23 protein-coding genes are annotated in these 26,800 nt (G+C 72.2%); 16 read left to right on the plus strand and 7 right to left on the minus strand.

Annotated elements, in window-relative coordinates:
* The first annotated feature begins 1 nt into the window (after position 1).
* From FV218_RS02840 to FV218_RS02875, 8 genes are all read left to right on the plus strand, one after another.
* On the plus strand, positions 2-1,786 hold the full coding sequence (locus FV218_RS02840; protein ID WP_147708630.1) for an IucA/IucC family protein: 1,785 nt from the start codon (positions 2-4) through the stop codon (positions 1,784-1,786).
* On the plus strand, positions 1,783-2,931 hold the full coding sequence (locus FV218_RS02845) for an MFS transporter (RefSeq protein ID WP_147708631.1): 1,149 nt from the start codon (positions 1,783-1,785) through the stop codon (positions 2,929-2,931). The genes FV218_RS02840 and FV218_RS02845 overlap by 4 nt, the downstream gene beginning before the upstream one ends.
* Positions 2,928-6,386, plus strand: a complete 3,459-nt coding sequence (locus FV218_RS02850; RefSeq protein ID WP_147708632.1) for an IucA/IucC family protein — start codon at positions 2,928-2,930, stop codon at positions 6,384-6,386. Before FV218_RS02845 ends, FV218_RS02850 begins: the two co-directional genes overlap by 4 nt.
* On the plus strand, positions 6,383-7,165 hold the full coding sequence (locus tag FV218_RS02855; RefSeq protein WP_147708633.1) for an aldolase/citrate lyase family protein: 783 nt from the start codon (positions 6,383-6,385) through the stop codon (positions 7,163-7,165). Before FV218_RS02850 ends, FV218_RS02855 begins: the two co-directional genes overlap by 4 nt.
* Positions 7,162-8,373, plus strand: a complete 1,212-nt coding sequence (locus tag FV218_RS02860; RefSeq protein WP_147708634.1) for a type III PLP-dependent enzyme — start codon at positions 7,162-7,164, stop codon at positions 8,371-8,373. The genes FV218_RS02855 and FV218_RS02860 overlap by 4 nt, the downstream gene beginning before the upstream one ends.
* The gene (locus FV218_RS02865) at positions 8,370-8,756 is read left to right on the plus strand and encodes a ParB N-terminal domain-containing protein (protein WP_147708635.1); all 387 of its coding nucleotides are present in this window, start codon (positions 8,370-8,372) and stop codon (positions 8,754-8,756) included. The genes FV218_RS02860 and FV218_RS02865 overlap by 4 nt, the downstream gene beginning before the upstream one ends.
* A 271-nt stretch (positions 8,757-9,027) precedes the next feature.
* Positions 9,028-10,440, plus strand: coding sequence for a pyruvate kinase (gene pyk, locus FV218_RS02870; protein ID WP_147708636.1), 1,413 nt, complete (start codon positions 9,028-9,030; stop codon positions 10,438-10,440).
* Between the two features lie 363 nt (positions 10,441-10,803).
* Positions 10,804-11,214 (plus strand): DUF1236 domain-containing protein, encoded by a 411-nt coding sequence (locus FV218_RS02875; protein WP_147708637.1) that lies wholly within the window; start codon positions 10,804-10,806, stop codon positions 11,212-11,214.
* Positions 11,215-11,324: 110 nt separating this feature from the next.
* Here the strand turns inward: FV218_RS02875 and FV218_RS02880 are convergent, their stop codons facing one another.
* Entirely contained in the window at positions 11,325-11,594 is a 270-nt protein-coding gene (locus FV218_RS02880; RefSeq protein ID WP_056092222.1) for a hypothetical protein, read from the minus strand.
* A gap of 912 nt (positions 11,595-12,506) precedes the next feature.
* Between FV218_RS02880 and FV218_RS02890 the strand changes: the two genes are divergently transcribed.
* The 7 genes from FV218_RS02890 to FV218_RS02920 all read left to right on the plus strand — a co-directional run bounded on the left by FV218_RS02890 (position 12,507) and on the right by FV218_RS02920 (position 20,011).
* The gene (locus FV218_RS02890; protein WP_056092219.1) at positions 12,507-12,698 is read left to right on the plus strand and encodes a hypothetical protein; all 192 of its coding nucleotides are present in this window, start codon (positions 12,507-12,509) and stop codon (positions 12,696-12,698) included.
* A 44-nt stretch (positions 12,699-12,742) separates the two neighbouring features.
* Positions 12,743-13,606: a serine O-acetyltransferase gene (cysE, locus tag FV218_RS02895; RefSeq protein WP_056092216.1), complete on the plus strand. Its 864-nt coding sequence runs from the start codon at positions 12,743-12,745 to the stop codon at positions 13,604-13,606.
* Positions 13,607-13,936: 330 nt separating this feature from the next.
* Entirely contained in the window at positions 13,937-15,340 is a 1,404-nt protein-coding gene (locus tag FV218_RS23380; RefSeq protein WP_147708639.1) for a family 2B encapsulin nanocompartment shell protein, read from the plus strand.
* Positions 15,327-17,372 (plus strand): family 2A encapsulin nanocompartment cargo protein cysteine desulfurase, encoded by a 2,046-nt coding sequence (locus FV218_RS02905; RefSeq protein WP_147708640.1) that lies wholly within the window; start codon positions 15,327-15,329, stop codon positions 17,370-17,372. The genes FV218_RS23380 and FV218_RS02905 overlap by 14 nt, the downstream gene beginning before the upstream one ends.
* A 53-nt stretch (positions 17,373-17,425) precedes the next feature.
* Positions 17,426-18,418, plus strand: coding sequence for an aliphatic sulfonate ABC transporter substrate-binding protein (locus FV218_RS02910; protein WP_147708641.1), 993 nt, complete (start codon positions 17,426-17,428; stop codon positions 18,416-18,418).
* Between the two features lie 2 nt (positions 18,419-18,420).
* Entirely contained in the window at positions 18,421-19,269 is an 849-nt protein-coding gene (locus tag FV218_RS02915) for an ABC transporter permease (RefSeq protein ID WP_147708642.1), read from the plus strand.
* Between the two features lie 7 nt (positions 19,270-19,276).
* Entirely contained in the window at positions 19,277-20,011 is a 735-nt protein-coding gene (locus FV218_RS02920; protein WP_147708643.1) for an ABC transporter ATP-binding protein, read from the plus strand.
* Between the two features lie 11 nt (positions 20,012-20,022).
* On the opposite strand, the gene mnhG is transcribed toward FV218_RS02920, so the two are convergent.
* Genes mnhG through FV218_RS02950 form a run of 6 tightly spaced genes read right to left on the minus strand, consistent with a single transcriptional unit; the run spans position 20,023 to position 25,957 of the window.
* Entirely contained in the window at positions 20,023-20,364 is a 342-nt protein-coding gene (gene mnhG / locus FV218_RS02925; RefSeq protein ID WP_147708644.1) for a monovalent cation/H(+) antiporter subunit G, read from the minus strand.
* Positions 20,361-20,645, minus strand: coding sequence for a K+/H+ antiporter subunit F (locus FV218_RS02930; protein ID WP_056092197.1), 285 nt, complete (start codon positions 20,643-20,645; stop codon positions 20,361-20,363). The genes mnhG and FV218_RS02930 overlap by 4 nt, the downstream gene beginning before the upstream one ends.
* Positions 20,642-21,130: a Na+/H+ antiporter subunit E gene (locus tag FV218_RS02935; RefSeq protein ID WP_147708645.1), complete on the minus strand. Its 489-nt coding sequence runs from the start codon at positions 21,128-21,130 to the stop codon at positions 20,642-20,644. The genes FV218_RS02930 and FV218_RS02935 overlap by 4 nt, the downstream gene beginning before the upstream one ends.
* Positions 21,127-22,692 (minus strand): monovalent cation/H+ antiporter subunit D, encoded by a 1,566-nt coding sequence (locus FV218_RS02940; RefSeq protein WP_147708646.1) that lies wholly within the window; start codon positions 22,690-22,692, stop codon positions 21,127-21,129. Before FV218_RS02940 ends, FV218_RS02935 begins: the two co-directional genes overlap by 4 nt.
* Positions 22,689-23,027, minus strand: coding sequence for a Na+/H+ antiporter subunit C (locus FV218_RS02945; protein ID WP_147708647.1), 339 nt, complete (start codon positions 23,025-23,027; stop codon positions 22,689-22,691). Before FV218_RS02945 ends, FV218_RS02940 begins: the two co-directional genes overlap by 4 nt.
* Entirely contained in the window at positions 23,027-25,957 is a 2,931-nt protein-coding gene (locus tag FV218_RS02950; protein WP_147708648.1) for a monovalent cation/H+ antiporter subunit A, read from the minus strand. The genes FV218_RS02945 and FV218_RS02950 overlap by 1 nt, the downstream gene beginning before the upstream one ends.
* A gap of 180 nt (positions 25,958-26,137) precedes the next feature.
* Between FV218_RS02950 and FV218_RS02955 the strand changes: the two genes are divergently transcribed.
* Complete coding sequence (locus tag FV218_RS02955) at positions 26,138-26,791, plus strand: PRC-barrel domain-containing protein (RefSeq protein ID WP_147708649.1); 654 nt, start codon at positions 26,138-26,140, stop codon at positions 26,789-26,791.
* Positions 26,792-26,800 lie beyond the last annotated feature (9 nt).

Raw genomic sequence — 26,800 nt, forward strand, 5'->3', positions numbered from 1 at the left:
GGTGCTGGCATTTCTCGACCACCGGCCGAATTTCGCGCGCGACCTCCTCACCGAGACCTTCGATGCCCTCTGGATCGAGGATATCGGCGGCCTCCGGACGCGGGCCGCCCTCGGCGACCCTCGGGGCGCGGACGGCGCGCGGGACTACGCCCTGGTCCTCGGGGCCGGGCACCTACGGGCGCGGATGGTGCCGGACGGCTGGCGCCGGGGCCTTCGCCTCGCCGGACCGGTCCGCTACGAGACGGCCGACGGCGCGCGGAACCTCGACGCGGCCGATCTCCTCGCCCGCATCCTCGCATTCGTCCCCGATCTGCCCGAAGGTAGCGCCCGGCGCACCGTCGCGCAGGGCCGCGCCATCCTCGACGGAGCTGCCCTCTGGATCGATACGGCCGAGGCGCTGGAGACCGCGGCGCTCGGCGGATCGGCCCTTGCCGGATCGACTTTGGCCTTCGAGCGCCTCGCGGCGTGGCGCGACCGGCCGTTCCATCCCCTCGGGCGCGCCCGCCACGGGTTCAGCCCCGACGAGGCCGTCGCCTACGGCGCCGAGCACGGCCGCCTCTTCCCCCTCGACTGGTACGCCGTCGCGCGCGGTCGCGTCGCCGCGGCGCCCGGTGCCGATCCGGCCGGCCCGGCCTCCGCCCTGCTGGAACCGGGCCAGCGCGCGCATCTCGACGCCGAACTCGGCCGGCGCGGCCTCGACACCACGCACGTTCCCCTGCCGGTGCATCCCTGGCAGGCGGTGCACATCCTGCCGGCGCGGTTCGCCGACGAGCTCGCCGACGGCCGGTTCGTCCCGCTGACCTTTCAGGGGCCGCTGGCCGCCGCCACCTCGTCGCTGCGGACCCTGGCGTTCCCGGCGCGGCCGGGCCTGCACCTGAAACTGCCCCTGGACGTGCAGACCCTCGGGGTCCGGCGCACCCTGCCGCCGCAATCCCTGCACAACGGCCTGCACGGCGCCGGTCTGCTCGCCGCCGGCCGCGCCCGCGACCCGTGGTTCGCCCGCCACGTGGCCCTGGCCGACGAGGCCGCGTTCTGGCACGTCACGCAGCCCGACGGCGACCTCTACGCGAACCGCCCGGCCCAGCTCGGCTGCGCCATCCGGCGCCTGCCGACGGAGGGCGCCGTGCCGGTGCCGCTCGCGACCTTCGCCGTGGCGCCACTGGGCGGCCTGCCACCGGTGGTGCGCGCCCTCGGCCTCGGGGCCGCCGATCTGCCCGTGCTGTTCTCCGACCTCGCCGACCTCGTCGTCGGCACCGCCCTCGGCGGGGCCTGCCTCGGGTTCGTGCCGGAACTGCACGGGCAGAACGCCCTCGTGCTGATGGCCGGCGGGGTGCCGGCGCGCCTGCTGCTGCGCGACCACGACACCGTGCGCTGCGCCCCCGCCTGGCTCGACGAGGCCGGCCTGCCGGTGCCGGCCTACCTGATCACCGATCCGGTGCGGAACACCCTGCTCCTGCGCCGGCCGGAGGATCTCCTCGCCTACGTGCAGACGCTGGCCATCGATGTCGCCCTGCGGGCCGTAGCCGAAACCTTCGCGGCGGCCGGTGCCGGATTCACCCTGCGGGCGGCCCGCACCATCCTGATCGCCACGGTGGAGCGGGTGCTGGCGCGGGCGGACATCCCGGCACCGCGCCGCGACGGGATCGCCGCGCGGATGCTCGGGTGCGAGACCGCCCCGTTCAAGGCGGTGCTGGCGCCGCTCCTCGCCGCCGGCACCCTCGGCACCGCAATGCCGAGCCACGTCGGCACCGCGCCGAACCCGCTCTGGCGCGGGAGCCCGCCATGAGCGGTCCGGCGCCGGGCGCCGCCGCCCTCCTCGCCCTGCAGGTTCTGGTGACGGCAGTGCCCCTGGCGCTGCTGCCCTTCCTCGGCCTCACCGTCGCGCGGATGAGCGCGTCGCCCGCCCTCTGGACCGCCCTGGCGCTCGCCGCCCCGGCCGTCACCACCCTGGCCCTGACGCCGGTCTGGACGCGGCTCGCCCACCGCGCCTCCCTCGGGAGCCTGCTGCTGTGGACCGGCGCCGTGAGCGGGTTGAGCTGCGCGATGATCGCCGTGGCGGAGCATCCAGCCCTCCTCGTCCTCGCCCGTCTGATGCAGGGGGCGGCGGGGGGCGGCGTCGTCCTGGCCCTGGCGTTCCGCGCCACCGGCCGGACCTCGGGCGCGGGCTTCACCCGGATGCAGCAGGCATCGGCCGCCGGATGCCTCGTCGGGCCGATACTCGGCGGATTCGCCTTCGAGTGTGATCGCTTCGGCGCGCTGATGCTCCTCGGCGGCGGGCTGACTGTCCTCGCAGCGCTCCTGGCCGCCCCGGCCCTCCGTGCCGTGCCGCCGGAGCCCGCCGCCGCGGAGGGGGCCGGGCGGATGCGCGGCGGGCCGCTCCTGTTCGCCGGCATGTGCGGAAGTGCGGGCGCCTTCGCCTTCGTGGCGTACTTCCCCGCCTGGGCGACGGCGCACGATCCCGCGCTCTACACCCCCGGCCTCATCGGCGGCCTGCACAGCCTGAGCTGGCTCGCCGCCCTGCTGATCCTCCCCGCCTGGGGCCGGGGCATCGACGCCGTGGCGCCGGTGCCGGCCCTGGCGCTCGCCCTCGTCGGGGCCGGGCTCGCCTTCGCGGCCATCCCCCTCGGCCCCGGCCTTTCCGCGATCGTCGCCCTGCGCCTGGCCCAGGGGGCCCTGTACGCGGGCCAGGCCCCGGCCCTGTTCGCCGCCATGGACACCGCCGGCCCCGGCCGCGTCGCCGGCATCGCCCGGGCGCGGGCCAGCCTCACCGTCGGCCAGCTCGTCGGCCCGCTGGCGGGCGGGCTCGTGCTCGCCCCGTTCGGTCCCGGCGGCGCCCTGTGGGCGGCGGCCGGCCTGTCCCTCGCCGGTGCCGTGGGCCTCCTCGCCGCGCACACCCGTCCGATCCCATCAGCCCGGAGCCGTGCCCGATGACGCAGCCCCTCAACGAACCGCGCCCGGACCCCGTCGCCGCCACCTGGGCCCGGCTCGGTCTCGAACGCCTCCTCAACACCTGGCTCCGCGAAGCGGGCGATGGCCCCGACCCCGTCGGGGGCGAGATCCGGGTGATTCCCATCTGCGCGGACACCGTCCTGGCGCCGTGCCTGCGCGCGTCGCCGGGCGGGTTCCATGCCTGGGGCCCCTTGCGCCTGCGGGCGGCGGACGGGCGCACGACGCCCCTCGACAACCCGGCCGACCTCGCCCGCCGCATGATCGACGCCCTCGTCCCCGAGGCGACGCCCGTGCGCGAGGCGACGAAGCGCCGGGTCCTCGACGGGCTGGAGCGCGCCCGTTCCCATGCCGCTGCCTGCGCCAACCGCGCCGCCGACCGCACCCCCGCCGGGCTGGAGCAGAGCCTCTGGCACGGTCACCCGTTCCACCCGCTGGCGAAGAGCGTCGACGGCTTCACGGACGCCGACGCGGCGGCCTACGCGCCCGAGCGGGGGGCGGCCTTCGCCCTGCGGTGGTTCCTCGCCGATCCCGATCTCGTCGCGGGCCAGTGGCGCGAGGCCGGGGCGGAAGCGGCGACGCAGGAGGCCCTGACCGCCCTGTCCGGCCTGTCGCCCGAACGGATCGCCGGCCGCGTGCTCATCCCGAGCCATCCCTGGCAGGCGGCCCGGCTCGCCGCCGACCCGACGGTGACGGCCCTCATCGCCGAAGGCCGCCTAGAACTGACTCCGCCAGGCGGTGCGCCGGTGCGCCCGACCTCTTCGGTCCGCACGGTGTTCAGCGAAACGGCGAACCTGTTCCTCAAACTGCCCATCGCCGCGCGGATCACCAACTTCGCGCGCACCAACAGCCGCGAGCACCTGGCGCGCAGCCTCGCCGCCGCCCGCGCCCTCCGGGCCGTCGCGGGCGCGGTGGCGGAGGCCGGCCTCGACATCCTCAGCGAGCACGGAGCCCTCGCCCTCGACCGTCCGGAGCTGGAGGCCGTCACCGGCGTCCTGGTGCGCGAGGGCCCATCGCGAACGGCCTTCGTGGTCGCCGGCCTCCTCGAACCCTCGCCGCGGGACGGCCGGCCGATCCTCGCGGAGATGGGCTGCGACCTCACCGGTCCGGCGGCGGCCGCGGCCTGGATCGCGGCTTATGCCCGCGTCGCGATCCTGCCGCCCCTCCGCCTGTTCGCCGCCACCGGCATCGGCCTGGAGGCGCATGCGCAGAACAGCCTCCTCGCCCTGGCGGACGGGCTACCGGCCCGCCTCGTGGTGCGTGACCTCGAAGGCGTGAGCATCGATGCCGCGACCTTCGCCCGCGCCGCCCCCGGTCACGCCCTCGATCCGACGGTGCGCTACACGGGGGAAGCGGCATGGGCGCGCCTCGTCTACTACCTCGTGGTCAATCAGGTCGCCCACGTAGTCGCCACGGTGGCGCGCGCCGCCGGGATCGACGAGGCCCCGCTGTGGACAGGCCTCGGCCGGACCCTCGCGACGGCGGACGAATCCCCGGAGGTCCGTGCGCTCATCGACCGCCTCCTCGGCGCCGAGACCCTGCCGGCCAAGGCCAACCTCGCGAGCTGCCTCGCCGGGCGCGGCGAGCGCCCGGACTACGTGGATCTCAGAAATCCCCTGCGTGCCGGCATCCGCGCGCGGTCCCGCCCGGGCGAGACGGCTTGCGCCATTACGTGGGACAAGGCTTGGGACGGGGCCTGGGACGAGGCCGGCCGGCGCGTCGCCGGTCAGTTGCTCGGCGCCCTCCTGCACGAGGATCTGCTGCCCGGTTCCGTCGTCCGGCTCGCCGGACCCGATGCGGCCCTCGCGGTGAGCCTCGCGCCGTCCGGCACCGGACGCCGCTACCGGGCCCGTGCCCGCCGCATGCACGCCTACGGGCGGGTGCTCATCGAGCCTGGCAGCCTCGCGACGGAGGACGGCCCGGTGACGCGGGCCGCCGCCTTCCTCGAAGACCTCCTGCCCGACCTGCCGGGCGGGGCCGCCGACTACGCCCGCTTCGCCGACGAGCTTGCCCGGACCCAGCACAACCACGCCGACGCCCTGCTTCACGGCGCCGGCCGGACCCTCGCCGATCTTCCCTACGACGACCTCGAAGGCGCGCTGCCGGACGGCCATCGCTACCATCCCTGCTTCAAGTCCCGCATCGGCTTCAGCCCCGCCGACAACCGCGCCTTCGGCCCCGAATTCGGCGCGCCGATCCATCCGGTCTGGATCGCCGCCCACCGGTCGATCGCGAAGGCGACGGCGATGGGCGTGCCGGACGGGCAGGACGCGGATCTCATCGCCCTCAGCCTCGACGCGGAGACCCGCGCGGCCTTCGCCGCCCGGATCACCGAGCGCGGCGGGCGGCCTCGGGACTACCACCTGGTGCCGGTCCATCCCTGGCAATGGCAGCGGCTGGGGGAGGCCGCGACGGCGCCCCTGCGCCGCGACGGCACGCTCGTTCCCCTCGGGCCCGCCCGCCACGCCTATTCTGCCCAGCAGTCGATCCGCACCCTCGCCGACCGCACGGCGCCCCATGCGCCGACGCTGAAGCTTGCGCTCTCCATCCGCAACACCTCCACGGCCCGGACCCTCGCGCCCCACACGGTGCTCAACGCCCCCATCGTCAGCGCCTGGCTGGAGGCGGTGAGGGCGGGGGACCCGTTCCTACGGGGCTCGGGCACGATCCTGCTCGCCGAGCGCATGGGCGTCGCGGTGACGGTGCCGCCCGAGGCCGATCGCGACGGCGCCCTGCGCGGCGCCCTCTCGGCGATCTGGCGCGATCCCGTCGCCCCCCATCTCGGCACCGAGGCGGCGGTACCGTTCACCGCGCTCACCCACCGCGACGGGGCGGCCCCGCTGATCGCGGACTGGATCGCCCGGCATGGCGCCGAACCCTGGGTCGACGCCCTGCTGCGGGCAGCGCTCCTGCCGGTGATGCACCTCCTGCTGGCGCAGGGCATCGCCGTGGAAAGCCACCAGCAGAACATGGTGCTGCTCCACCGCGACGGCTGGCCGACCCGCGTCGCCCTCAAGGATTTTCACGATGGGGTCCGGTTCGTGCCCGAGCTCCTGGCCGGCCCGCGCCCGCTGCTCGTGCCGACGCCGGCCGAGCACGCCCGGGTCAACGCCAATTCCTACGTCGAGGCGCGGGACGTGGAGGATGTGCGCGACTTCGTCCTCGACGCCCTCCTGGGCGTGAACCTCGCGGAACTCGGCTGGTGCCTCGACCTCTGGTTCGGCTACCCCGAAATGCGGTTCTGGGACCGGATCGTCGACGCCCTGCGCCTCCATTGCGACGCCTGGCCGGCGGCGCGGGCGGGCGCCCTGCGCTACCGCATCGCCGCCGAGACCGTCGTGGTGGAGGATCTCGCCCGGCGCCGCCTCGATCCGGCCGGGGCCGCCGGGCGCCGGCGCCCCAACCCCCTGGCGCCCCTCGCCCGGAGCCTCCCGGCATGAGCGCGCGCCTGCGCCTGCGGCGCTGCCTCGATGCCGAACGACCGGCCGGGGGCCTGTTCGTGTCGATCCCGGCGCCCGAGATCGTCGAGATCGCCGCCGTGGCGGGGTTCGACTTCGTCCTCGTCGACCTCGAACACACCCTCATCGACGGCGCCGCCCTGGACCATCTCCTGGCCGCCGCCGACCGGGCCGGACTCAGCGCCCTGGTGCGGGTGCCGGACGCGCGCTCGGAACGGATTCTCCAGTGCCTCGATGCGGGGGCCGCCGGCATCGTCGTGCCGCGCGTCGGGGGCGTCGCCGACGCCGAGGCCGCCGTGGCCCGCGCGCGCTACGCCCCGCGCGGCCGGCGCGGGGTCAATGCCGGACGCCTCGGCCGCTACGGCGATTGCGACCTGCCCGACCTCGCGGCGCGCCTCGACCGCGAGACCCTGGTGATCGCCATGATCGAGGACCCGGACGGACTCGCCGCGGCCGGCGCCATCGCCCGCCTCGACGGGATCGACGGACTGATTCTCGGGGCGGCCGACTACGCCCAGACCATCGGCCGGCCCTGGCAGACCCGTGCCCCGGCGGTGATGGCGGCCGGGACGGAACTCGCGGAGGAGTGCCGGGCCGCCGGCACCCACGCCTTCGCCATCGCGCGCGACGCGTCCGACCTGCCCCGCCTGCGCGCCGAGGGCCACCGCGGCCTCGTCCTCGCCAACGACCGTGGCCTCCTGCGCCGAGCCCTCGCCGAGACCCATCGCGCCTGGCGCGAAACGGAGCCGTCCGCGCCATGACCCCGTACCGTCCGACCCCCGCCCAGATCGCCGCCGCCACCGGAGGCGAGGCCCCGGCCTGCGCCTTCCTGCACGACCTCGACGCCCTGCGGCGCCAGGTCGATGCCCTGCGCCGGCCCCTGCCGGCGGCGGTGGATTTCTTCTACGCCGTGAAAGCCAACAACGACCCGCGCATCCTGCGCACCCTGGCACCCCGTGTCAGCGGGTTCGAGGTCGCCTCCGCCGGCGAGGTCCTGCGGGTGCGCGAGGCCGTCGGCGCGCAGGCCCGCATCGTCATGGGCGGGCCGGCCCGGACCGCGGACGACATCCGCCTCCTCCTCGCCAACGGCGTCGAACGCCTGCACGTGGAGAGCCCCCACATGCTGCGCCTCGCCGATGCGGTGGCCCGGCAGGCGGGCGCGATCCTGCCGGTGCTGCTGCGGGTGAACCTCACCGGTCCGGTGCCGGGCGCCACCCTGACCATGGGCGGGGCCGCGACGCAATTCGGGATCGAGCAGGGGATGATCCCGCAGGCCATCGAGATCCTGCGCGATTGCCCGGGTCTGCGTTTCGAGGGGTTCCACTTCCACACGGTCTCGAACGACCGGGACGCCGCCGGCCACGCCGCTCTCTGCGCCGCGCAGCTGGGCCTCGCCCGCGATTGGGCGGCGACGCACGGCCTCGACCTGCGGATCGTCAACCTCGGCGGCGGCTGGGGCGTGGACTACGCCAACCCCGCCTGGCGCTTCGACACGGAGGCCTTCGCCCGGGCGCTGTTTCCCCTCGGGGTCGGCGCGCCGCGCGTGCAGTTCGAGTGCGGACGGATCGTGGCGGCCTATCACGCCGCCTACCTGTGCGAGATCGTCGACCTCAAGCGGTCGCACGGGCGCGCCTTCGCCCTCCTGCGCGGCGGCACCCATCATTTCCGCCTGCCGAGCTCCTGGGGGCACGACCATCCCTTCGTCGTCGTGCCCCGCGACGCCTGGCCCCATCCCTGGCCCCGGCCGGAAATCGCGGGGGAACGGCTGACCCTGGCCGGCGAATTGTGCACGCCCAAGGATATCCTCGCCCGCGACGTGCCGGTGGAGCGGGTCCGGATCGGCGACCGCGTCTGCTTCCTCATGGCCGGTGCCTATGGCTGGGACATCTCCCACCACGACTTCCTCCGCCACGCCCACCCGGACCGCCACTTCTTCGACGCCACCGACCGGCGGGGACACGCCGCATGACCGACCCGGACCTCATCCTGATCCCCCCTTCGGACCTGCGCCCGACGGAGGCGTTTCACCCCGATCGGGTCCGTGCGGTGATCGCCCTCATCGTCGCGGGGCAGGCCTGGACGCAGCCCATTTGCGTCGAGCGCGCGTCGCTGGCGATCCTCGACGGGCACCATCGCCACGCCGCCGCGCTGCAGCTCGGACTTGCCCGCGTCCCCGTGCGGATGTTCGATTACGAGCGCGTCGAACTCGGCTCGTGGCGCCACGATTGGTGCCCGACCCGCCTGGAGGTGCTGCGGCGCGCCCGCGACGGCGACCTGTATCCGCCGAAGACCACGCGCCATACCTTCACGGCCGGGGAAACGATCTCCATCGCACTCGCTCGCCTGACCTGACGGGCGCGCCGGTCTCGGACCGAGGATGACGCGTGCCCGCGCCTCCGATCCGGGCGCAGGGGCTTCAGCCCGAAGCGCTCGGGCAGGGGCAAAGCTCTCGGGCAGGGGCAAAGCTCTCGGGCAGGGAAAGGAGTTCGTCGGGCGCGATGCCTTGCCCAAACCCCGGGACGATGAAATCCTCGCCGGACCGAAGACCGATCCCCGGCGGATATCCGTGCAAGCCCGAACGTCCGATCCCCCTAGAGGAGGCGGCCGCGAGGCCGAATCAGCCATGCGCCGTCACCGCCACGCCAAGATCGTCGCCACCGTCGGCCCCGCCAGTTCGGCGCCCGACAAACTCCGGGCCCTGTTCCTCGCCGGCGTCGACACCTTCCGCCTGAACTTCAGCCACGGCGTCCAGGCCGATCACGCCGCGGTCCACGCCGCGATCCGCGCCCTCGAACGGGAAGTCGGCCGCCCCATCGGCATCCTGCAGGACCTGCAGGGTCCCAAGATCCGCATCGGGACGCTCGAAGGCGGCCGCCTCGACCTCGTCACCGGCGAGACCGTGCGCTTCGTCCTCGACGGCAGCGACGGGGATCGCCGGTCGATCCCCCTCCACCACCCCGAGATCTTCGCAGCCGTCGTGCCGGGCCAGGATCTGCTCATCGACGACGGCCGCGTGCGGGTTCGCGTCGTCGGCCTCGAGGCCGGAGCGATCGAGGCCGAGGTGATCAACGGCGGCCCGATCTCGAACCGGAAGGGCGTCAACCTGCCGGGCACCCTGCTCGACCTGTCGCCGCTCACGGCGAAGGATCGCGCCGACCTCGCCTTCGGCCTCGACCTCGGGGTCGACTGGGTGGCTCTCTCCTTCGTCCAGAAGCCCTCGGACGTGATCGAGGCCCGCGCCCTCATCGGCGACCGGGCCGGCATCATGTCGAAGATCGAGAAGCCGCAGGCCCTGGAGCGCATCGACGACATCATCCGGCTCTCCGACGCCGTGATGGTGGCGCGCGGCGACCTCGGCGTCGAGATCCCGCACGAGGACGTGCCCGGCCGCCAGAAGGAACTCATCCGCGCCTGCCGACTCGCGGTGAAGCCCGTGATCGTCGCGACCCAGATGCTCGACTCCATGGTCGGCGCCCCCGCGCCCACCCGCGCCGAGGCGTCCGACGTCGCCACTGCGATCTACGACGGCGCGGACGCCGTCATGCTGTCGGCGGAATCGGCGACGGGACTCTATCCCGTCGAGGCCGTCTCGATGATGGACCGCATCATCCGCAGCGTGGAGGGACACAAGCTCTACCGCTCCATCGTCGCCGCCTCGCAGCCGGGCGAGGAGGAGACGCCGCCGCACGCCGTCGCCACCGCGACGGCGGTGCTCGCCGAAGCCGTCCATGCCAGCGCCATCGTCACCTACACGACGAGCGGGACGACGGCGGCACGGGTGGCCCGCAAGCGTCCGGCCGTGCCGATCCTGGCCCTGACGCCGAACGTCGCGACCGCGCGGCGGTTGAGCCTGCTCTGGGGCACCCATCCGGTCCACACGGACGACGTCGATTCCTACGAGGAGATGACGGCCAAGGCCGCCCAGCATGCGCGCGACGAGGGCTTCGCCAAGCCCAACGACATGATCGTCACCACCGCGGGTATCCCGTTCCACACGGTCGGCAACACCAACAACATCCGGGTCATCCAAATCTGACCGGCCGCCGGGACTGCGGTCACCCCGATCGCCGTCCGCCAGGATTTCCGCTCCGTCGGCGGGATGCGGCTTGCGCTTTGGCATCGACACCCGGACGGTATCGATCCATCCAGCCTTTGAGTTCAACGCGCCCTCCTGCCCGCGCGCAGCTTCGGCCTGCACAGGGTCCTGAGAGCATGGACCACCACCCGGTCGGCGACGCCTGAAGCCGAAGGGGGCTCCGGGGCAGGGCCCTCGGGGGGCCTTCGAGCCGACCCGCGACATGGTGCATCCGCCGAGGGGTGCGCCCGTGTCCATCCGCGCGTAAGACGGTCGCCTCACGGAATGGATGCCTCGTCGATGATGCCCGGAAGGCCGAAACCCATGCGGATTACACTGATCGTCCTGGGCCTATGGGCCGGCGGCCTCGGCGTCACGGCCCAGGCACAGGGTCTCGCGCGCGGAGCGCAGGATGGCGCCGAGCGCGGCGGCAACATCGCCGGTCCCCTGGGGGCGGCCGTGGGAAGTGCCATCGGGGGTGCCGTCGGAACGGCCAACGAGATTCTCGGGATCGACCGGCGGGAGCGTTTCCGCATCTACACGCGCGGGGAGCGGCGGCCGTCCTTCGCCCATGCGGGGGCCGTCCGGGTCGGGACCGTGCTGCCGGAGGGTGGCGTCGTCTACTACGACGTGCCGCCCGAATTCGCCCTGAAGGGCTACAACTACACGGTCGTCAACGACCTGCCGGTCCTCGTGGACCCGGCGACCCGCCGGATCGTCGAAGTGATCGACTGACCCCCGAGCTGCTACGACCGGCGAAGGCAAAATCCCGGGCGGCAGGATGCTGCCCGAGTGATTGGGATCGACGATGCGGCCCCGGATACCCGGAGCCGCCCGTGGATGGCTCAGCGGTCGCGGCGCTCGCGCCGTTCCATGCGCTCCTCGCGCCGTTCCATCCGGTCCTCGCGACGGTCCGGATCGACGCCGAGCACGCCGCCGACCGTTCCAGTGGCGGCACCGACCGCACCGCCGACGATGCCGCCGACGGGTCCGGCGGCCCGGTTCCCGTCCTCGACGCCCCGCTCCGCACCCCGGATGGTGCCCTGGGCCTGGGCCGTTGCGGACAGGGCCAAGGGCGACAGGACGAGGGTGGCTGCAACGATGAAGGTCTTCATGGATGGCTCCGTGATATCGGGTTCAAAAGTCCCCCGGCGCAGCGCGTCGGTGGGAACAGCTCGCCGGGTCAACGAACGAGAGCCGGATTGGTCGCAACATTCCTCCCTCTTCGGTCCGCGCCTGCCCTGAGGGTGCCTCCGGCGAGCCCCGAGTCCGGACCGTTCCGCCCCGGCCGGGATGCGCGCTGGCCGCTTCGAGGCGCACCCCCGTCTTCGTCGTGACCCTATCGTTTTCGCGGTGGCGACAGGCGGCGCTGCTGAACCGAGGCCGGGCCGGGCCGTGCGGGCGACAGGAATTCCAGTTCGCCCGGATGACCTTCGAGCAGCCTCAGCCTCCGAGCCCCGGATTCATCGGGCGGAATGATCTCGACATGAATTCGTCGGGCCTGGGCCCGCCGGACCGGGGGCCGTCGCGACAGTAGCCAGAGGCAACCACAGGCGATCAGGCACAGGATCGCCAGACACGTCGCGTTCCAGTTCGGTCTGTCCTGGACCATCAGCACGACGAGACCGCAGAAAGCCAAGATTGCGGCAAGGTTTTTCGTCGTAAGATGGTCCCCGGTCATACCGTACGATTGGACGGATCTTTCGACATCCCGTGAAACAACTCGATCAACTCGTCCGTATCGCGCCGTTTTCCATGAATCTGGCGCCTCATGCGCGTGGTTTCTTCCGCTTTCCCGCAAGGCGGCTGGACGGGCCGGCAACGACCGGTCCGGCCTTTCATGCGAAATCGATCGCACCAAAGCTTGGAATGCACGGATAACTGTCGTACAATAAGGACCAATACAATATAATTACTGTGAAACGATAAGATCGAAGCAGACATAACCACAAAACGATCCTCGGAAGAAAGAAATCACTCACGGTCCGGATCTCGCTCCCGCGGGTCCGGCACAGGGAGACGACACCATGGTTCAGGGCGATCAGGTCGTGTTCGCGAGGCTCGACGTGGCGGAGGTGCTGGGCATCTGGCGCCATGCCACGGGGCGGGTCGTCGGCATCCATCCCGCGCGGGGCGAGCCCCTCGCCGTCGATGTGGAGTTCGCCGGGCACGGCGTCCTCGTCGGCTACATCGCTTCGCTGTTCACGCGGGTCGCCTGAACGGCCGCCCATCCGCCACAGCCCCCATCGCAGGATTGGATCGAATGACGAGCGCCCTCCAGGCCGGCATCGCCCGCCCCGGCTTCACGCGGCCGCCCCTGCGCAACACCAGCCACACCACCGCGGAAGCCGAGGTCTGGCGGGCCATGCGGGCGGAAGCGGAGGCGGCCATCGTCGAGGAGCCGCTCTATGCCGGCATCCTCCAGGCGACGATCCTGGATCAGCCCAGCCTCTCCCACGCCTTCGCGTATCGCCTCGCCCACCGCCTCGGCGACGGCGACCTCGCGCGCCTGTCCATGCGCGATCTCTGCCTCTCCGCCTTCGAGGCGGACCCGCATGCCGGGGCGCACGCGGTGCGCGACCTCGTCGCCATCCGGGAGCGTGATCCGACCTGCCGGCGCTACCTCGACCCGTTCCTGTTCTACAAGGGTCTGGCGGCCCTGGAAGGCTACCGGGTCGCCCACTGGCTCTGGCACCAGGGCCGGGCGACCCTGAGCCTCCACGTCCAGAGCCGGATCTCGGAGGTGTTCGGCGCCGACATCCATCCGGCCGCGCGGATCGGCTCGGGGGTGTTCATCGACCACGCCACCGGCGTCGTCATCGGCGAGACCACGGTGATCGCCGACGACGTCTCGATCCTGCAATCGGTGACGCTGGGCGGCAACGGCAAGGAGAGCGGCGACCGCCACCCGAAGATCGAGCGCGGCGTGCTGCTCAGCGTCGGTGCCAAGGTGCTCGGCAACATCCGGGTGGGGGAGGGCGCGAAGGTCGCGGCGGCGGCCGTGGTGCTGCACGACGTGCCCGCCCACACCACCGTGGCGGGCGTGCCCGCGCGGGTGGTGTCGCGGATCACGACCGCCGAAGACCCGGCCATGAGCATGGATCAGTTCTTCGGCGACGGAATCTGAAAGAATTTTCCGGCGGAGCCCTTCTACGAAACACACCGGGCCCAGGCGGATCTTCTCTCAAGGCATTCTGAAAGAAACCGATCCAGGCGCAAACCGGCAAAGACGATCGATGTGTTCCATGAATCTCCTTGAATACAGAAATTCGTTTCGTTGACCCGGCCGAACTCTGGAAGCTAAACCGGGGCCGCTTCCGAAACGAATGTTCTTCGGATCGGCAAGTAAAACCAATCGAGCAAAACCAATCCAGCCACTAAGCGGGCGCGGTTCCGATGCGACCCATGTCGCGTCGCGGCCGCCCCATGCCCTCGCCGGAACACGGAGACGAAATCAATGAGTGGACCAGGTCTGAGCGTGAGCGCCTCCGCGGCACGTAATCTCGCCACCGCGACCGTCACCTCGGTCCAGAACGCGGCCAACACCCCGCGCTGGTTCCACCGCCTGCTGCCCTTCGTCGACGTCGCCGGCGGCGTCTACCGGGTCAACCGCCGCGCCGTCGTGCTGGCCAAGCCCGGCCGCATCGAACTCACCGCCGACGGTCAGGAGAAGGGTGGCGCCCGCACCGTGCGCCCGGCCTCCCTGCGCCGCATCCCCCTGTTCAGCCGGCTCGGCGACGCCGAGCTCTCGGCCCTGGCCTCCCGATTCACGGCCTCGCAGCACAAGGCCGGCGACGTCATCGCCGAGGAAGGGTCCTCGGATCGCAGCCTCACGGTGGTGGCCGACGGCACCGTCGAACTCACCCTGTCCGGCCCGTTCAAGGGTCGCCTGCGCCAGGGTCTGGCCACGGGCGGCGACTATTTCGGCGACGGCGACCTCGTCGGCGAGAACACGCCGGCCCCGGCCGTGAAGGCGCTGTCGGCAGTGACTCTGCTCACCCTCGACCGGGCCGCCATCGAGGACGAGGGCGTCCGCTCGCGCATCACCCAGTACGTGGAGGAGCGTGACCGGCTGAAGGGCCACACCAATTCCCACGGCGAGCAGGGCATCGAGTTGCTCGCGGTCCATACCGGCGAGCCGCGCCTGCCCACCACCTTCGTGGATTACGAGGAGGACCCGCGCGAGTACCACCTCTCGACGATCCAGACGATCCTCCACACCCACACCCGCGTCACCGATCTCTACTCCAACGAGATCGACCAGCTCCGCGAGCAGATCCGCCTCACGGTCGATGCCGTGAAGGAGCGGGAAGAGTGGGAGCTGTTCAACAATTCCGAGTTCGGCCTGCTCCACGAGGTCAGCCAGCGCCAGCGCATCCCCACCCGCGGCGGCCCGCCCACCCCGGACGACCTCGACGAGCTCCTGACCCTGGTCTGGAAGAAGCCCGCCTTCTTCGTCGCCCATCCCCGCGCCATCGCGGCGTTCGGCCGGGAGGCGACCCGGCGCGGGGTGCCGCCGGTGGTGATCCACCTGTTCGGCTCGCCCTTCCTCACCTGGCGTGGCGTGCCCATCGTGCCGAGCGACAAGCTGCCCATCGACATCGATCCGGTGACGGGGGCCCAGACCACCTCGATCCTGCTCCTGCGCGTCGGCGAGCACGAGCAGGGCGTGGTCGGCCTGCAAAAATCCGGCGTCACCGGCGAGATCGAGACCGGCCTGTCGGTGCGCTACATGGGCACCAACGACCACTCCATCGCGTCGCACCTCGTGACCCGCTACTTCTCCGCCGCCGTCCTGGTGGAGGATGCCATCGCGCGCCTCGATAACGTGCTCCTGGGCAATTACCATGACTACGCCTGACGCGCCGTCCGTCGGCTTCCCCACGGGCGTGTTCGGCGATGCGGCGCATTCCGATCTCGTCGGGCGCCTCGCCCGCGAGATCTACGGTCAGGGGCAGGCGGCGTCCGCGCCCCTCACCCCAAACCTGCCGCAGACCCCGCAAGTACCGCAGGCCCTGGAGAACCTTCCCCAGGGCTTCGGCCACCCCCTGGTGCCCAAGGCGGATCCGGCTACGCCCTCGATTCCCTCCGGTCCGGCGCCGTCGGGTCTCCAGCCCGATGCCGCGAAGCTCGGGGCGCGCTCGTTCGGCGCGCCGCCGGTGGGCCTGCCGGGCCCGACCGGGCCGGGCTTCGCCCAGCCGCCGGGCTTCGCCCAGCCCTCGGCGTTTCCGTCCGTCCATCCCGAGGCCGGGAGCCCGGGGCGGGCCCTGCCCGAGTTCTTCGTGCCGAGGGTGCCCGAGGTGGCCACCGCCATCCCGGGCGGGGTCGACCTCCACCGCACGATCGCCGAGGACCATCCGCGCGCCAACGGCTTCGCCCACGGCCTCGCCCCGTCGCTAATTCCGGCGTCGCCCGGCAGCCACGGCAAGGACGAGGCCCAGGAGACCTTTTCGCGCACGGGCCGGCTCTCTCCGGACGCGGCCCGCCGGGAATCACCCCTCGAACAGGAGTCCCCCCATAAGATCGAGATCGCCGACGAGCCGTTCTCGCAGGGCGAATACTACTTCCTCGCCGACCGCAGCCGGCCGGGCAGCGCGTCGCCCCGGGTGGAGCCGAGCCACGGCCAGGGTCACGGGCACGCGCCGCATGTCGCGACGCAAGGGGCGAGCCCCGTGGCAGCGCCCTTCGACGTGGAGCGCGTCCGCAAGGACTTCCCGGCGCTGCACCAGAGCATCAACGGCCATCCCCTGGTCTGGCTCGACAACGCGGCGACCACGCACAAACCGCAGAGCGTCATCGACGCCACGTCGGCGTTCTACGCCCGCCACAACTCCAACATCCACCGGGCCGCCCACACCCTGGCGGCGCGCTCCACGGACCTGTTCGAGGGCGGCCGCGAAAAGGTGCGGCGCTTCCTCAACGCGCCCTCCAAGGACGACATCGTCTTCCTGCGCGGCACCACGGAGGCGATTAACCTCGTGGCCAATTCGTATGGCCGCGCCAATGTCGGTCCGGGGGACGAGATCGTCGTCACCCAGATCGAGCACCACGCCAATATCGTGCCCTGGCAGCTCCTGACCCAGGCCACCGGCGCCACCCTGCGGGTGATCCCCGTCGACGACCGCGGCGAACTCATCTTCGAGCAGTTCGCCGCCCTGCTCTCGGGCCGCACCAAGATCGTCTCGGTGACCCACGTCGCCAACGCCCTCGGCACCATCAACCCCGTGGCGGAGATCATCGCACTCGCCCATGCCTACGGGGTTCCGGTGCTGGTGGACGCGGCCCAATCCTCGCCGCACATCCCCCTTGATGTGCAGGCACTCGACGCCGACTTCCTCGTCTTCTCCGGCCACAAGGTGTTCGGCCCCACCGGCATCGGCGCCCTCTACGGCAAGACGCATCTGCTGGAGGCGATGCCGCCGTGGCAGGGCGGCGGCCACATGATCGAGGACGTCACGTTCTCGAAGACCGTCTACAAGGGCGCGCCGGAGAAATTCGAGGCGGGCACGCCCGACATCGCCGGGGCCGTGGGTCTCGGCGCGGCGCTGGACTACCTCGAAAGCGTCGGCCTGCCCGGCATCGCAGCCTACGAGCACGACCTCCTCGAATATGCGCAGGCCGGCCTCGCCGAGGTGAAGGGCCTGCGCCTCATCGGCACCGCCCGGCAGAAGGCCAGCGTGATGTCCTTCGTCGTCGACGGGCACGCGAACGAGGCGGTGGCCCACCACCTCGACGCCCGCGGCATCGCCGTGCGCTCGGGCCATCACTGCGCCCTGCCGGCCCTGCGCCGGTTCGGCGTCGATCAGTCGGTGCGGGCGTCGCTCGCCTTCTACAACACCCGCCACGACGTCGATGTGTTCCTGAAGGCGCTGCATTCCCTGCCGCGCCGCTGAGCCCCCAACCGGCGGCGGCCCGCGGGCCGCCGCGATGAATGAGCGAGCGTCCCATGCGTCATCTCAAATCCGTTCCGCGCCGCACGTTTCTGGCCGCTGCCTGCGGTGCCCTCGCGCTCCTGGCGGCGCCGTGCCTGGCCCTGGCCGCCGAGGTGAAGGAGGTCCGCCTCGACTGGGCGACCTACAACCCGGTGAGTCTCGTCCTGAAGGAGAGGGGCTTCCTCGAAGAGGCCCTGAGGGACAAGGGCATCGGCGTGCGCTGGGTGCAGTCCCTCGGCTCCAACAAGGCGCTGGAGTTTCTCAACGGCGGCGCCATCGATGTCGGGTCCTCGGCCGGAGCCGCCGCCCTGCTCGCGCGGATCAACGGCAATCCGGTGAAAGCCGTCTACGCCTTCTCGCAGCCCGAATGGACGGCCCTGGTCACCCGCAAGGATAGCGGCATCGCCAAGCCCGCGGACCTCAAGGGCAAGCGCATCGCGGTCACCCGCGGCACCGATCCGCACATCTTCCTCATCCGCGCCCTCCAGGGCGCCGGCCTGACGGAGAAGGACGCCAAGCTCGTCCTGCTGCAGCATGCCGACGGACGCACGGCCCTGGAGCGCGGCGACGTCGATGCCTGGGCCGGCCTCGACCCGATGATGGCGGCCGCCGAGATCGAGGGCGGCAACGTCCTGTTCTTCCGCGATGCCGCCGCCAACACCTGGGGCGTCCTCGACGTGCGCGAGGACTTCGCCCGGGATCATCCGGAGCTCGTCCGCACGGTCATCGCCGCCTACGAGCGCGCCCGCACCTACGCCCTCGCCAATCCGGCCGCCGTCCAGCAGGCCCTGGTCACCGCCACCAAGCTGCCCGACGCCGTCATCGCCCGGCAATTGACGCGGACCGATCTGAGCCAGCCCATCATCGGACCGGTCCAGGCGGAGAGTATCCGCGCCGCCGGCCTCGCCCTGCAGCAGGCGGGCGTCATCCCGGCCGAAACGGACGTGACGGCCGCCGTCGATGGCCTCATCGACACGCGCTTCTCGCCCGCAGCGGCGCAGCGCTGAGCATGGCCTCGGGGCTGGCCGGCGCGGCGGATGCGGACACCCGGGACGCGCCCGCGTCGGGGTCCGGACCCATCGTCCGTGGGGATCGCGCCGCCCGCGCCCTGCTGGCGCTGGTCCTCCCGCTCTGCCTGGTGATCGGGTGGGAACTGGCCGTCCGGGCCGGCCTCGCCCAGGGCCGCCTCGTGCCGCCGCCGAGCCGGGTCCTCGCCACCCTGGCGGCCCTCGCCGCGTCGGGCGAACTCCGGGTTCACGTCGAGGCCACGCTCCTGCGCGTTGCCTCCGGCTTTGCCCTCGGGGCGAGCCTCGGCATTCTGCTCGGTGCCGTGACCGGGACCCTGCCGCTGGCGCGCCACCTCCTCGATCCGGCGTTCCAGGCCCTGCGGGCGGTGCCGTCGCTCGCCTGGGTGCCGCTGTTCATCCTCTGGCTCGGCATCCTGGAGACGCCCAAGGTGGTGCTCATCGCCGTGGGCGTGTTCTTTCCGGTTTATGTCGGCGTGTCGGGGGCCATCGCCGCCGTCGACCGCAAGCTGGTGGAGGTCGGGCGCATCTTCCGCCTGTCGAAACCGGCCCTGGCCCGGCGCATCCTGCTCCCGGCAATCCTGCCCGCGACCATCGTGGCCCTCCGCACCGGCCTCGGCCTCGGCTTCCTGTTCGTGGTGGCGGCCGAGCTGATGGGGGCGTCCGAAGGACTTGGCTATCTCCTTGTGGACGGTCAGCAATTCGGCAAGCCGGAGCAGATCCTGGCCGCGATCCTCGCCTTCGCAATCCTCGGCAAGGCGGCCGACACGGTGCTCGTCGTCCTCACCCGGCCGCTCCTGCGCTGGCAGGACGTGGCGCGCGACATCCTCTGAGGCCGCGATGCTCACCTTCCGGAACGTGTCCAAGACCTACGCGGACGGAACGCGGGCGCTGGCCGGCATCACCCTGTCGGTGGCGCCGGGCGAGATCCTCGCCCTCGTGGGCGGCTCGGGCTGTGGGAAGACCACGCTCCTGCGCCTCGCCGCCGGCCTCGATACGGCGAGCGGTGGGGCGATCCACCTCGACGGCGAGGCGCTCGACCGGCCCCATCCCGGCGTTGGGCTCGTGTTCCAGGAACCGCGCCTGCTGCCCTGGCTCACCGTGGCGCAGAATGTCGGCTTCGGCCTCGCCGGGCACGGCGCCCCGGAGCGGCGCGCACGGGTCGCGCACGCCCTCGACCGGGTCGGCCTCGCGGAACATGCCGACCGCTGGCCGCGCGACCTGTCCGGCGGCCAGCAGCAGCGCGCCGCCATCGCCCGCGCCTTCGTGGCGCAACCGAAGGTGCTCCTCCTCGACGAGCCGTTCTCGGCCCTCGACGCGGTGACGCGGCAGGATCTCCACGGCCATCTGCTCGGCCTCTGGGCGGAGACGCGGCCGACCATCGTCCTCGTCACTCACGATGTCGGCGAATCGGCCGTGCTGGCCGACCGGGCCGTGGTCCTGCGCCCGAAGCCGGGTCGCATCCACGCGATCTTCGACATCGCGACGCCCCGGCCGGACGATCCGGAGGCCAATGCGGCGGCGACCCGCCAGCTCAGGGCGGCCCTCGGCGCCTCCCTGCGGGAGAACGCGTGAGGGCAAGCGTCCTACGGGTCGGGCGGGGCGTCGGCGTTGCCCTCGGCCCGGTCGCGGTAGGTGGCGGCGCGGCCGAGCAGGATCAGGGTGACGGGCGTGGTCACCGTGAGGAACAGGCCGATCAGGAGGTCGCGCAGGACCAGTCGTCCCTCCGTCACCGAGAAGAACACCACCGAGGCCGCGACGATCAGGGCCATGCCGAGGGTCGCCCCGAGGGTGGGGGCGTGGACGCGCTCGTAGAAGGTCCGCAGGCGGATGAGGCCGGCGGCGCCCGTGAGCGAGAAGCCGGCGCCCGTGAGCGCCAGGGCGACCACGAGCCAGGCGCCCCAGGCGGGCAGATCGACGCCGGTCACTGGATCACCTCGCCCTGCATCAGGAACTTCGCCAGCGCCAGGGTCGCGGCGAATCCGAGCAGGCCGATGACCAGGGCGGCCTCGAAATAGAGCCCGCTGCCCGTGCGCATCCCGTGCACCACGATGGCGAGCATGCCGTTGAGGTAGAGCGTGTCGAGGCCGAGCACGCGGTCCTGCGCGCGCGGACCGCGCAGGACTCGCCAGGCGGCGAGCGTCATGGCGAGGACCAGCATGGCCTGAGCCAGTCCCAGGCCATAGGTGAGGACGAGCGTCGGGCTCACGAAAAGACCTCCATCAACGGGCGCTCGTAGCGATCCTTGACCCGGCGAACCCACGCGTCACCGTCGGTCAGGTCGAGGACGTGGAGGAGCAGGCGGCCGGTGTTCGACTCGTACTGGATCCACAGGGTGCCGGGCGTCGCCGTGAGGATGATCGACAGCACGGCGAGGCCGTAGGGGCTGCGCAGGTCGAGGGGGATCGAGACGAAGCCGGTGCGGCGGGTCCCCCGACGCAGGCCCAAAATCACCTTGGCGACGTCGATGTTGGACTGCACCACATCGACGAGGACGTGCCCCGCGAGTCCCAGGATCACCCCCGGCGCCCGCACGCGCACGGCTTCGGGGCGCAGGGCCCGCATGACGAAGGGCACGAGCCATCCGACGGTCACCGCGAGAAGCCCCGTCGCCGGCGTCAGAGGCGAGTTCAGCAGCACCCACATCGCGAAAAGGCCGAGGGAGAGCAGGGGGTAGGGCAGGAGCCGGTTCATGGGGTGCCCCCATCGAGGACCGCGCGGACATAGGCGGCGGACTGCGCCAGCCACTCCACCGTGCGGTCGGTGTAGGCGAGCCCCGCCCCGCCCCACAGGGTGAGGCCGAGGCAGACGGCCAGCAGACCCGCCAGCGCGGCGAATTCGAGCCGGCCGATCACCGGGTCGGGACCGTCGTGCGGCACCCAGAACCCCTGGATGCCGAGGCGCACCAGGGGCATCAGGGTGCCGAGGCTGGAAAGGGTCAAGACGAGGACGAAGCCCCAGGCCAGGGGCGTCATCGCCCCGCCCGCCAGCCCCGAGAACATCGCGAGCTTGCCGATGAAGCCGGCGAGCGGCGGCAGGCCGGCGAGCATCAGGGTGCAGAGCAGGAAGCCGCCGCCGACGATCGCCACGGCCGCCGGGATCGCGCGGCCGGTCTCGGTGGCGCCGTCGTCGTCGAAGGGGTCGTGGTACTCGTCGGCGAACACGGCGAGGGAGGCGGCGGCCGGGTCGCGGCCGCGCTGGAGGATCTCGCCCAGCAGGAACAGCGCGCCTGCCGCCAGGGTCGAACCGACGAGGTAGAACAGGGCCCCCGACAGGGCGGCTGGGCTGCCGGTGCCGAGGGCGGCGAGCACGGTGCCGGACGAGATCATCACCGCGTAGGAAGCCGCCCGCGTGAGGTCGCGCGCGGCGAGGATCCCGATGGTGCCGTAAGCGACGGTCGCGAGCCCGCCGGCGAACAGCCAGCCCTGGCCGAACCCCGCCGAGGCGCCGGTGCCGAAGAGCAGCAGGCTCAGGCGCACGACGACGTAGAGACCGACCTTGCTGAGGATCGCCAGGATGGCGGCGGCGGGTGCGCTCGCGGCGGAATAGGTCGGGGCCAGCCAGAACCCGAGGGGCCAGGCGCTGCACTTGATGAGGAAGGCGATGCCGAGCACCGCGCATCCGGCCTCGAACAGCCCGGCCTCGGCGCCCGCGGGAGCGGACAGGCGCCGGGCGAGGTCGGCCATGTTAAGGGTGCCCATGGTGCCGTAGATCAGGCTGACGCCGACGAGGAAGAACAGCGACGCGATGAGGTTCACGGCGATGTAGGTGAGCCCGGCCCTGACCCGCGTCTCGCCGGAGCCGTGCAGCACCAGGCCGTAGGAGGCGGCCAGCATCACCTCGAAGAACACGAACAGGTTGAAGAGGTCGCCGGTGAGGAAGGCACCGTTCACCCCCATCAGCAGCAGCAGGAACAGGGCGTGGAAGCGCGGTCCCGCCCGGTCCCAGCGGGCGACGGCGAAGACGAGGGCGGCCAGGGCGAGAACGCCCGTCAGCACCAGCATGAGCGCCGAGAGCCGGTCGGCGACGAGGACGATGCCGTAGGGGGCAGCCCAGTTGCCCAGGCGGTAGACCTGGGGGGCCTCCATCGCCCCGCGCGCCAGGAGGAGGGCGGTGACGAGGAGCACCGTGGTCGTGGCGAGGCTGATGGCCGCCTTGAGGCCGCTGCGGCGCTCGTCGAGCAGCAGCATCAGGCCCGACGCCGCGATGGGCAGCACGACGGGCAGGACGATGAGGTGGTCGGCTCCCGAACTCATGCGCCGGGCTCGCGGCCATCGACGTGATCGCTGCCGGTGATGCCCCGGGCGGCGAGGAGGACGACGAGGAACAGGGCGGTCAGCGCGAAGCTGATGACGAGGGCGGTGAGCACCAGGGCCTGGGGCACCGGGTCGGCGATCCGTGCCGCATCGGCGCCGGCTTGAAGGACCGGCGGGGCACCCACCGTCAGGCGGCCCATGGCGAAGATGAACAGGTTCACCGCATAGGTCAGCAGCGACAGTCCGAGGACCACCTGGAAGGTGCGTGGCCGCAGGAGCAGCCAGACGCCCGAGGCGGCGAACAGACCGATCCCCAGGGACAGGACAATCTCCATCAGCGCTTCGTCTCCATGCAGGCTTCCGTCTCCATCTCGGCCGCCGCCTCGCGGGCGCGGCGCAGGGATTGCCGCGCCAGGGCGACAAGCATGAGCACGCTGGCCCCGACGACGAGGACGACGACGCCGAGATCGAAGGCCACGGCGCTGGCCAGGGGGATTTTCCCCAGGACCGGCACGTCGGCGTACTGGAAGGCGGCGGTGAGGAACGGGCGGCCGAACAGCCAGGGCACGGCGCCGGCCAGGACGGCGACGAGGAGGCCGAAGCCGATCCACGCGATCGGCTGGATGCGCAGGCGCACTTCGACCCATTGGGCGCCGTGGGCCATGTACTGGAGCACGAAGGCGATGGTGAGCGCGATGCCGGCCGCGAATCCGCCGCCGGGCCAGTCGTGCCCGCGCAGGAAGAGGTGCAGGGCCAGCACGCAGATGAACGGGAACAGCCAGGTGATCACCACGCCGGGGATCAGCATGGCGTCGGCGGCGGTGTCGCCGACGCTGCGATCCTCGTGGGCGCGATCGGCGGCCTCCTGCCTGAGTTGCTGCTTCGGACGCTCCAAGCTGTCGGCGGCCGGGCGGAACCGGCGGAGCAGAGCGAAGACCGTAAGACCGACGATTCCGAGGACGCAGATCTCGCCCATGGTGTCGAAGGCGCGGAAATCCACCAGCAGGACGTTGACGACGTTGCGACCGCCGGCCTGGGGATAGGCTTCGTCGATGAACCAGCGGGCGATCCCCTCGGGGGCCGGCCGGGTCATCACCGCGTAGGCGAGGGTGGCGAGCCCCGTCCCGACGGCCCCCGCGACGGCGAAGTCGGTGAAGCGGCGGCGGCGCGCGCGGCGGTGCTCGGCGGCCGGCGCGGGAATCGCCGCGTCGCGCTTGGGCAGCCAGCGCAGGCCGAGCAGCAGCAGCACCGTGGTGACGATCTCAACGAGGAGCTGGGTGACGGCGAGATCGGGCGCCGACAGCCAGACGAAGGTGAGGCTGCCGACGAGGCCCGCCCCGCCCGTGAGGATCACGGCCGACAGGCGGTGGTACTTGGCGCGCTCGGCCGCGCCCACGGCGCAGGCGCCGCCCACCAGCCACAGGAGCGCGAAGGCGGGATCGATCCCGGAGAGGTCGGGGACGGACATCGGCGGAAGGCCGCGCGCGAGGACGGCCGACAGGCCGGCGATGAGGGCGACGAGGAACAGGGTGCGCAGCTGCACCTGAACCCGCGTCGCCCCGAGGCTCCGCTCGAGCCAGCGGGCCGCGTGGACGAGGCCGGTCATGGCGCGCTCGAACATCCAGCCGCCGTCGAGGCGGTGCAGGAGCCAGGGGCCGCCGCGGGGGTTGGTGTTGATGCGCCGGCCGAACGCGAGGTAGAGGCCGACACCGCCGGCGAGCGCCCCCATGCTGAGGGCGAGGGGCGCGTTGAAGCCGTGCCAGATGGCGAGGTCGTAGGCCGGGCCGGCTTCGCCGAACACGGCGCGCGACGCCGTCTCCAGGGCCGGCCCGATGGTGAGGTTCGGGACGAGGCCGACACTGATGCAGGCCAGGACCAGGATCTCGATGGGCAGGCGCATCCAGCGCTCCGGCTCGTGCGGCGCCTTCGGCAGGTCGTGGGGCGGCGCCCCGAAGAAGGTCTGGCGGATGAAGCGCAGGGAATAGAGCACCGTGAAGGCGGAGGCCACGGTCGCCAGCACCGGCAGGGCGAGCTGGAGCGGGTGGTCGCCGACGTTGTCGACGGCCTCCGACAGGAACATCTCCTTCGACAGGAAGCCGTTGAGCAGGGGCACGCCGGCCATGGCGGCGGCGGCGACCATGGCGAGGGTCGCGGTGTAGGGCATGGCCCGCCACAGGCCGCTGAGGCGGCGCATGTCGCGGGTCCCGGTCTCGTGGTCGATGATGCCGGCCGCCATGAACAGCGACGCCTTGAAGGTGGCGTGGTTCACCGTGTGGAAGATCGCCGCGACCACGGCCAGCGGCGAGTTGAGGCCGAGCAGAAGCGTGATCAGCCCGAGGTGGCTGATGGTGGAATAGGCGAGCAGGCCCTTGAGGTCGTGCTGGAAGATCGCGCTCCAGGCGCCGACCAGCATCGTCGCCATGCCGGCGGTGCCGACGATCCAGTACCAGGCGTCGGTCTCGGCCAGCACCGGCCAGAAGCGGATCATCAGGAAGATGCCGGCCTTCACCATGGTGGCGGAATGCAGGTAGGCGCTGATCGGCGTCGGTGCCGCCATGGCGCGGGGCAGCCAGATGTGGAACGGGAACTGCGCCGATTTCGTCAGGGCCGCCGCCAGGACCAGGACGAGGGCGGGCAGGTAGAGCGGACTCGTCCGGATGGCATCGCCGGATGCCAGGACCACGGCGAGATCGTAGCTGCCGACGATGCGGCCGACGAGCACCATGCCGACGAGGAGGCACAGGCCGCCGAAGGCCGTGATGGTCAGGGCCATGCGGGCACCGTCCCGCGCCGCGCGGTTGTCGTACCAGTAACCGATGAGCAGGAACGAAAAGACGCTCGTGAGCTCCCAGAACACCACGAGCTGAATCAGGTTGCCGGCCAGCACGATGCCGAGCATCGCCCCGACGAAGGCGAGGAAGAACGAGAACAGGCGCGGGACGGGGTCCCGCGCCGACATGTAGTAGCGCGCGTAGAGCACCACGAGGGCGCCGATGGCGAGGACGAGGACGGCGAACAGCCAGGCCAACCCGTCGAGCCGGAGCGTGAACGCGACGCCCAGCGAGGGCAGCCAATCGATGGTCTGCACCACCGGCGCGGCGCCGACGCGCGGAGAGAGCGCACCGACGCAGGCGAGGCTCGCGAGCGTGACGAAACCGGCCAGCAGGGCGGCGGCGTTGCGCGCGTCCCGGGGCAGCAGGGCCGCCGCCACGCTGCCGAGGAAGGGCAGGAGCGCGGCCGCAACGAGGAGGGGCTCGGCAGGCATCAGGGGCAGGGGCCTCGAAAACGGGGTCCGGCCGCGTGCTCTGGACGATTTTTCGCAGTTTGTCGCCCCGGCATCCCCGACGGGGCCCCGATGAACCGGACCGCACGCCCGAGCATTGACACGTCGAGGCCTGCGTCACGGCCCCCTGGAGTCACCCATGACGGCCCCCTGGAGTCACCCATGAAAACCTATCGGTGGAGCGCCGTGCTCCTCGCCGCCTCCCTGTGCGGGCCGGGCACCCTGGCCCTGAGCGCATCCGCGCGGGCCGCCGAGGACGCCGGTGCAAGCCGGGAGTCCCGGTTCCCGACTGCTCCGGCGCCGGGCACCATGCGGGTCTCCAAGATCATCGGGGTCGGCGTCATCGGCATGGATCACGTCCGCGTCGGCACCATCGAGGACGTGCTTCTCGCGGCCGATGGCCGGATCGAGACCGTCGTGATCGGCGTCGGCGGCTTCCTCGGCCTCGGCGAGAAGTACGTCGCGGTCCCCTTCGACCTGCTGGCCTGGAACGTCGGCGACGTGCCCCTGACGGCGGGACCGACCTCCGTCGCCACCCCACGGAACGCCGCGACCACGGCCGAGGCCGCCCAGGCCGGCCCGCAGACGATGCCGGGCAGCGACACCACCCGCGACGTCCTCGGCGCCGTCGAAGACAAGCACAGCGGCCGGGTCACCGACGCGACCGGATCGACGGAGGCGCAGAAGCCCACGGGCGAACGGGCGACCGTGCTGGCCGGCGCTTCGGGCAACGCACCCGTCCGGGCCGAACTGCGGCTGACGAAGGCGGAACTCGCCGCCGCCCCCGCCTTCCGATTCGACGGAAAGCAACCGTGAGGACCGCGC

Origin of the sequence: Methylobacterium sp. WL69 (assembly GCF_008039485.1) — a bacterium.
In the GTDB taxonomy this organism is placed as follows: domain Bacteria; phylum Pseudomonadota; class Alphaproteobacteria; order Rhizobiales; family Beijerinckiaceae; genus Methylobacterium.

What these genes read in the sequence shown, in the direction of transcription:
- FV218_RS02880 (WP_056092222.1), bottom strand. Translation starts at nt 11,594, where the DNA reads ATGAAGACCTTCATCGTTGCAGCCACCCTCGTCCTGTCGCCCTTGGCC.
- FV218_RS02950 (WP_147708648.1), bottom strand. Translation starts at nt 25,957, where the DNA reads ATGCCTGCCGAGCCCCTCCTCGTTGCGGCCGCGCTCCTGCCCTTCCTC.
- FV218_RS02920 (WP_147708643.1), top strand. Translation starts at nt 19,277, where the DNA reads ATGCTCACCTTCCGGAACGTGTCCAAGACCTACGCGGACGGAACGCGG.
- FV218_RS02865 (WP_147708635.1), top strand. Translation starts at nt 8,370, where the DNA reads ATGACCGACCCGGACCTCATCCTGATCCCCCCTTCGGACCTGCGCCCG.
- FV218_RS02945 (WP_147708647.1), bottom strand. Translation starts at nt 23,027, where the DNA reads ATGGAGATTGTCCTGTCCCTGGGGATCGGTCTGTTCGCCGCCTCGGGC.
- FV218_RS02910 (WP_147708641.1), top strand. Translation starts at nt 17,426, where the DNA reads ATGCGTCATCTCAAATCCGTTCCGCGCCGCACGTTTCTGGCCGCTGCC.
- FV218_RS02855 (WP_147708633.1), top strand. Translation starts at nt 6,383, where the DNA reads ATGAGCGCGCGCCTGCGCCTGCGGCGCTGCCTCGATGCCGAACGACCG.
- FV218_RS02845 (WP_147708631.1), top strand. Translation starts at nt 1,783, where the DNA reads ATGAGCGGTCCGGCGCCGGGCGCCGCCGCCCTCCTCGCCCTGCAGGTT.
- FV218_RS23380 (WP_147708639.1), top strand. Translation starts at nt 13,937, where the DNA reads ATGAGTGGACCAGGTCTGAGCGTGAGCGCCTCCGCGGCACGTAATCTC.
- FV218_RS02955 (WP_147708649.1), top strand. Translation starts at nt 26,138, where the DNA reads ATGAAAACCTATCGGTGGAGCGCCGTGCTCCTCGCCGCCTCCCTGTGC.
- FV218_RS02875 (WP_147708637.1), top strand. Translation starts at nt 10,804, where the DNA reads ATGCGGATTACACTGATCGTCCTGGGCCTATGGGCCGGCGGCCTCGGC.
- FV218_RS02860 (WP_147708634.1), top strand. Translation starts at nt 7,162, where the DNA reads ATGACCCCGTACCGTCCGACCCCCGCCCAGATCGCCGCCGCCACCGGA.
- FV218_RS02940 (WP_147708646.1), bottom strand. Translation starts at nt 22,692, where the DNA reads ATGAGTTCGGGAGCCGACCACCTCATCGTCCTGCCCGTCGTGCTGCCC.
- FV218_RS02915 (WP_147708642.1), top strand. Translation starts at nt 18,421, where the DNA reads ATGGCCTCGGGGCTGGCCGGCGCGGCGGATGCGGACACCCGGGACGCG.
- FV218_RS02935 (WP_147708645.1), bottom strand. Translation starts at nt 21,130, where the DNA reads ATGAACCGGCTCCTGCCCTACCCCCTGCTCTCCCTCGGCCTTTTCGCG.
- FV218_RS02905 (WP_147708640.1), top strand. Translation starts at nt 15,327, where the DNA reads ATGACTACGCCTGACGCGCCGTCCGTCGGCTTCCCCACGGGCGTGTTC.
- pyk (WP_147708636.1), top strand. Translation starts at nt 9,028, where the DNA reads ATGCGCCGTCACCGCCACGCCAAGATCGTCGCCACCGTCGGCCCCGCC.
- FV218_RS02890 (WP_056092219.1), top strand. Translation starts at nt 12,507, where the DNA reads ATGGTTCAGGGCGATCAGGTCGTGTTCGCGAGGCTCGACGTGGCGGAG.
- FV218_RS02850 (WP_147708632.1), top strand. Translation starts at nt 2,928, where the DNA reads ATGACGCAGCCCCTCAACGAACCGCGCCCGGACCCCGTCGCCGCCACC.
- cysE (WP_056092216.1), top strand. Translation starts at nt 12,743, where the DNA reads ATGACGAGCGCCCTCCAGGCCGGCATCGCCCGCCCCGGCTTCACGCGG.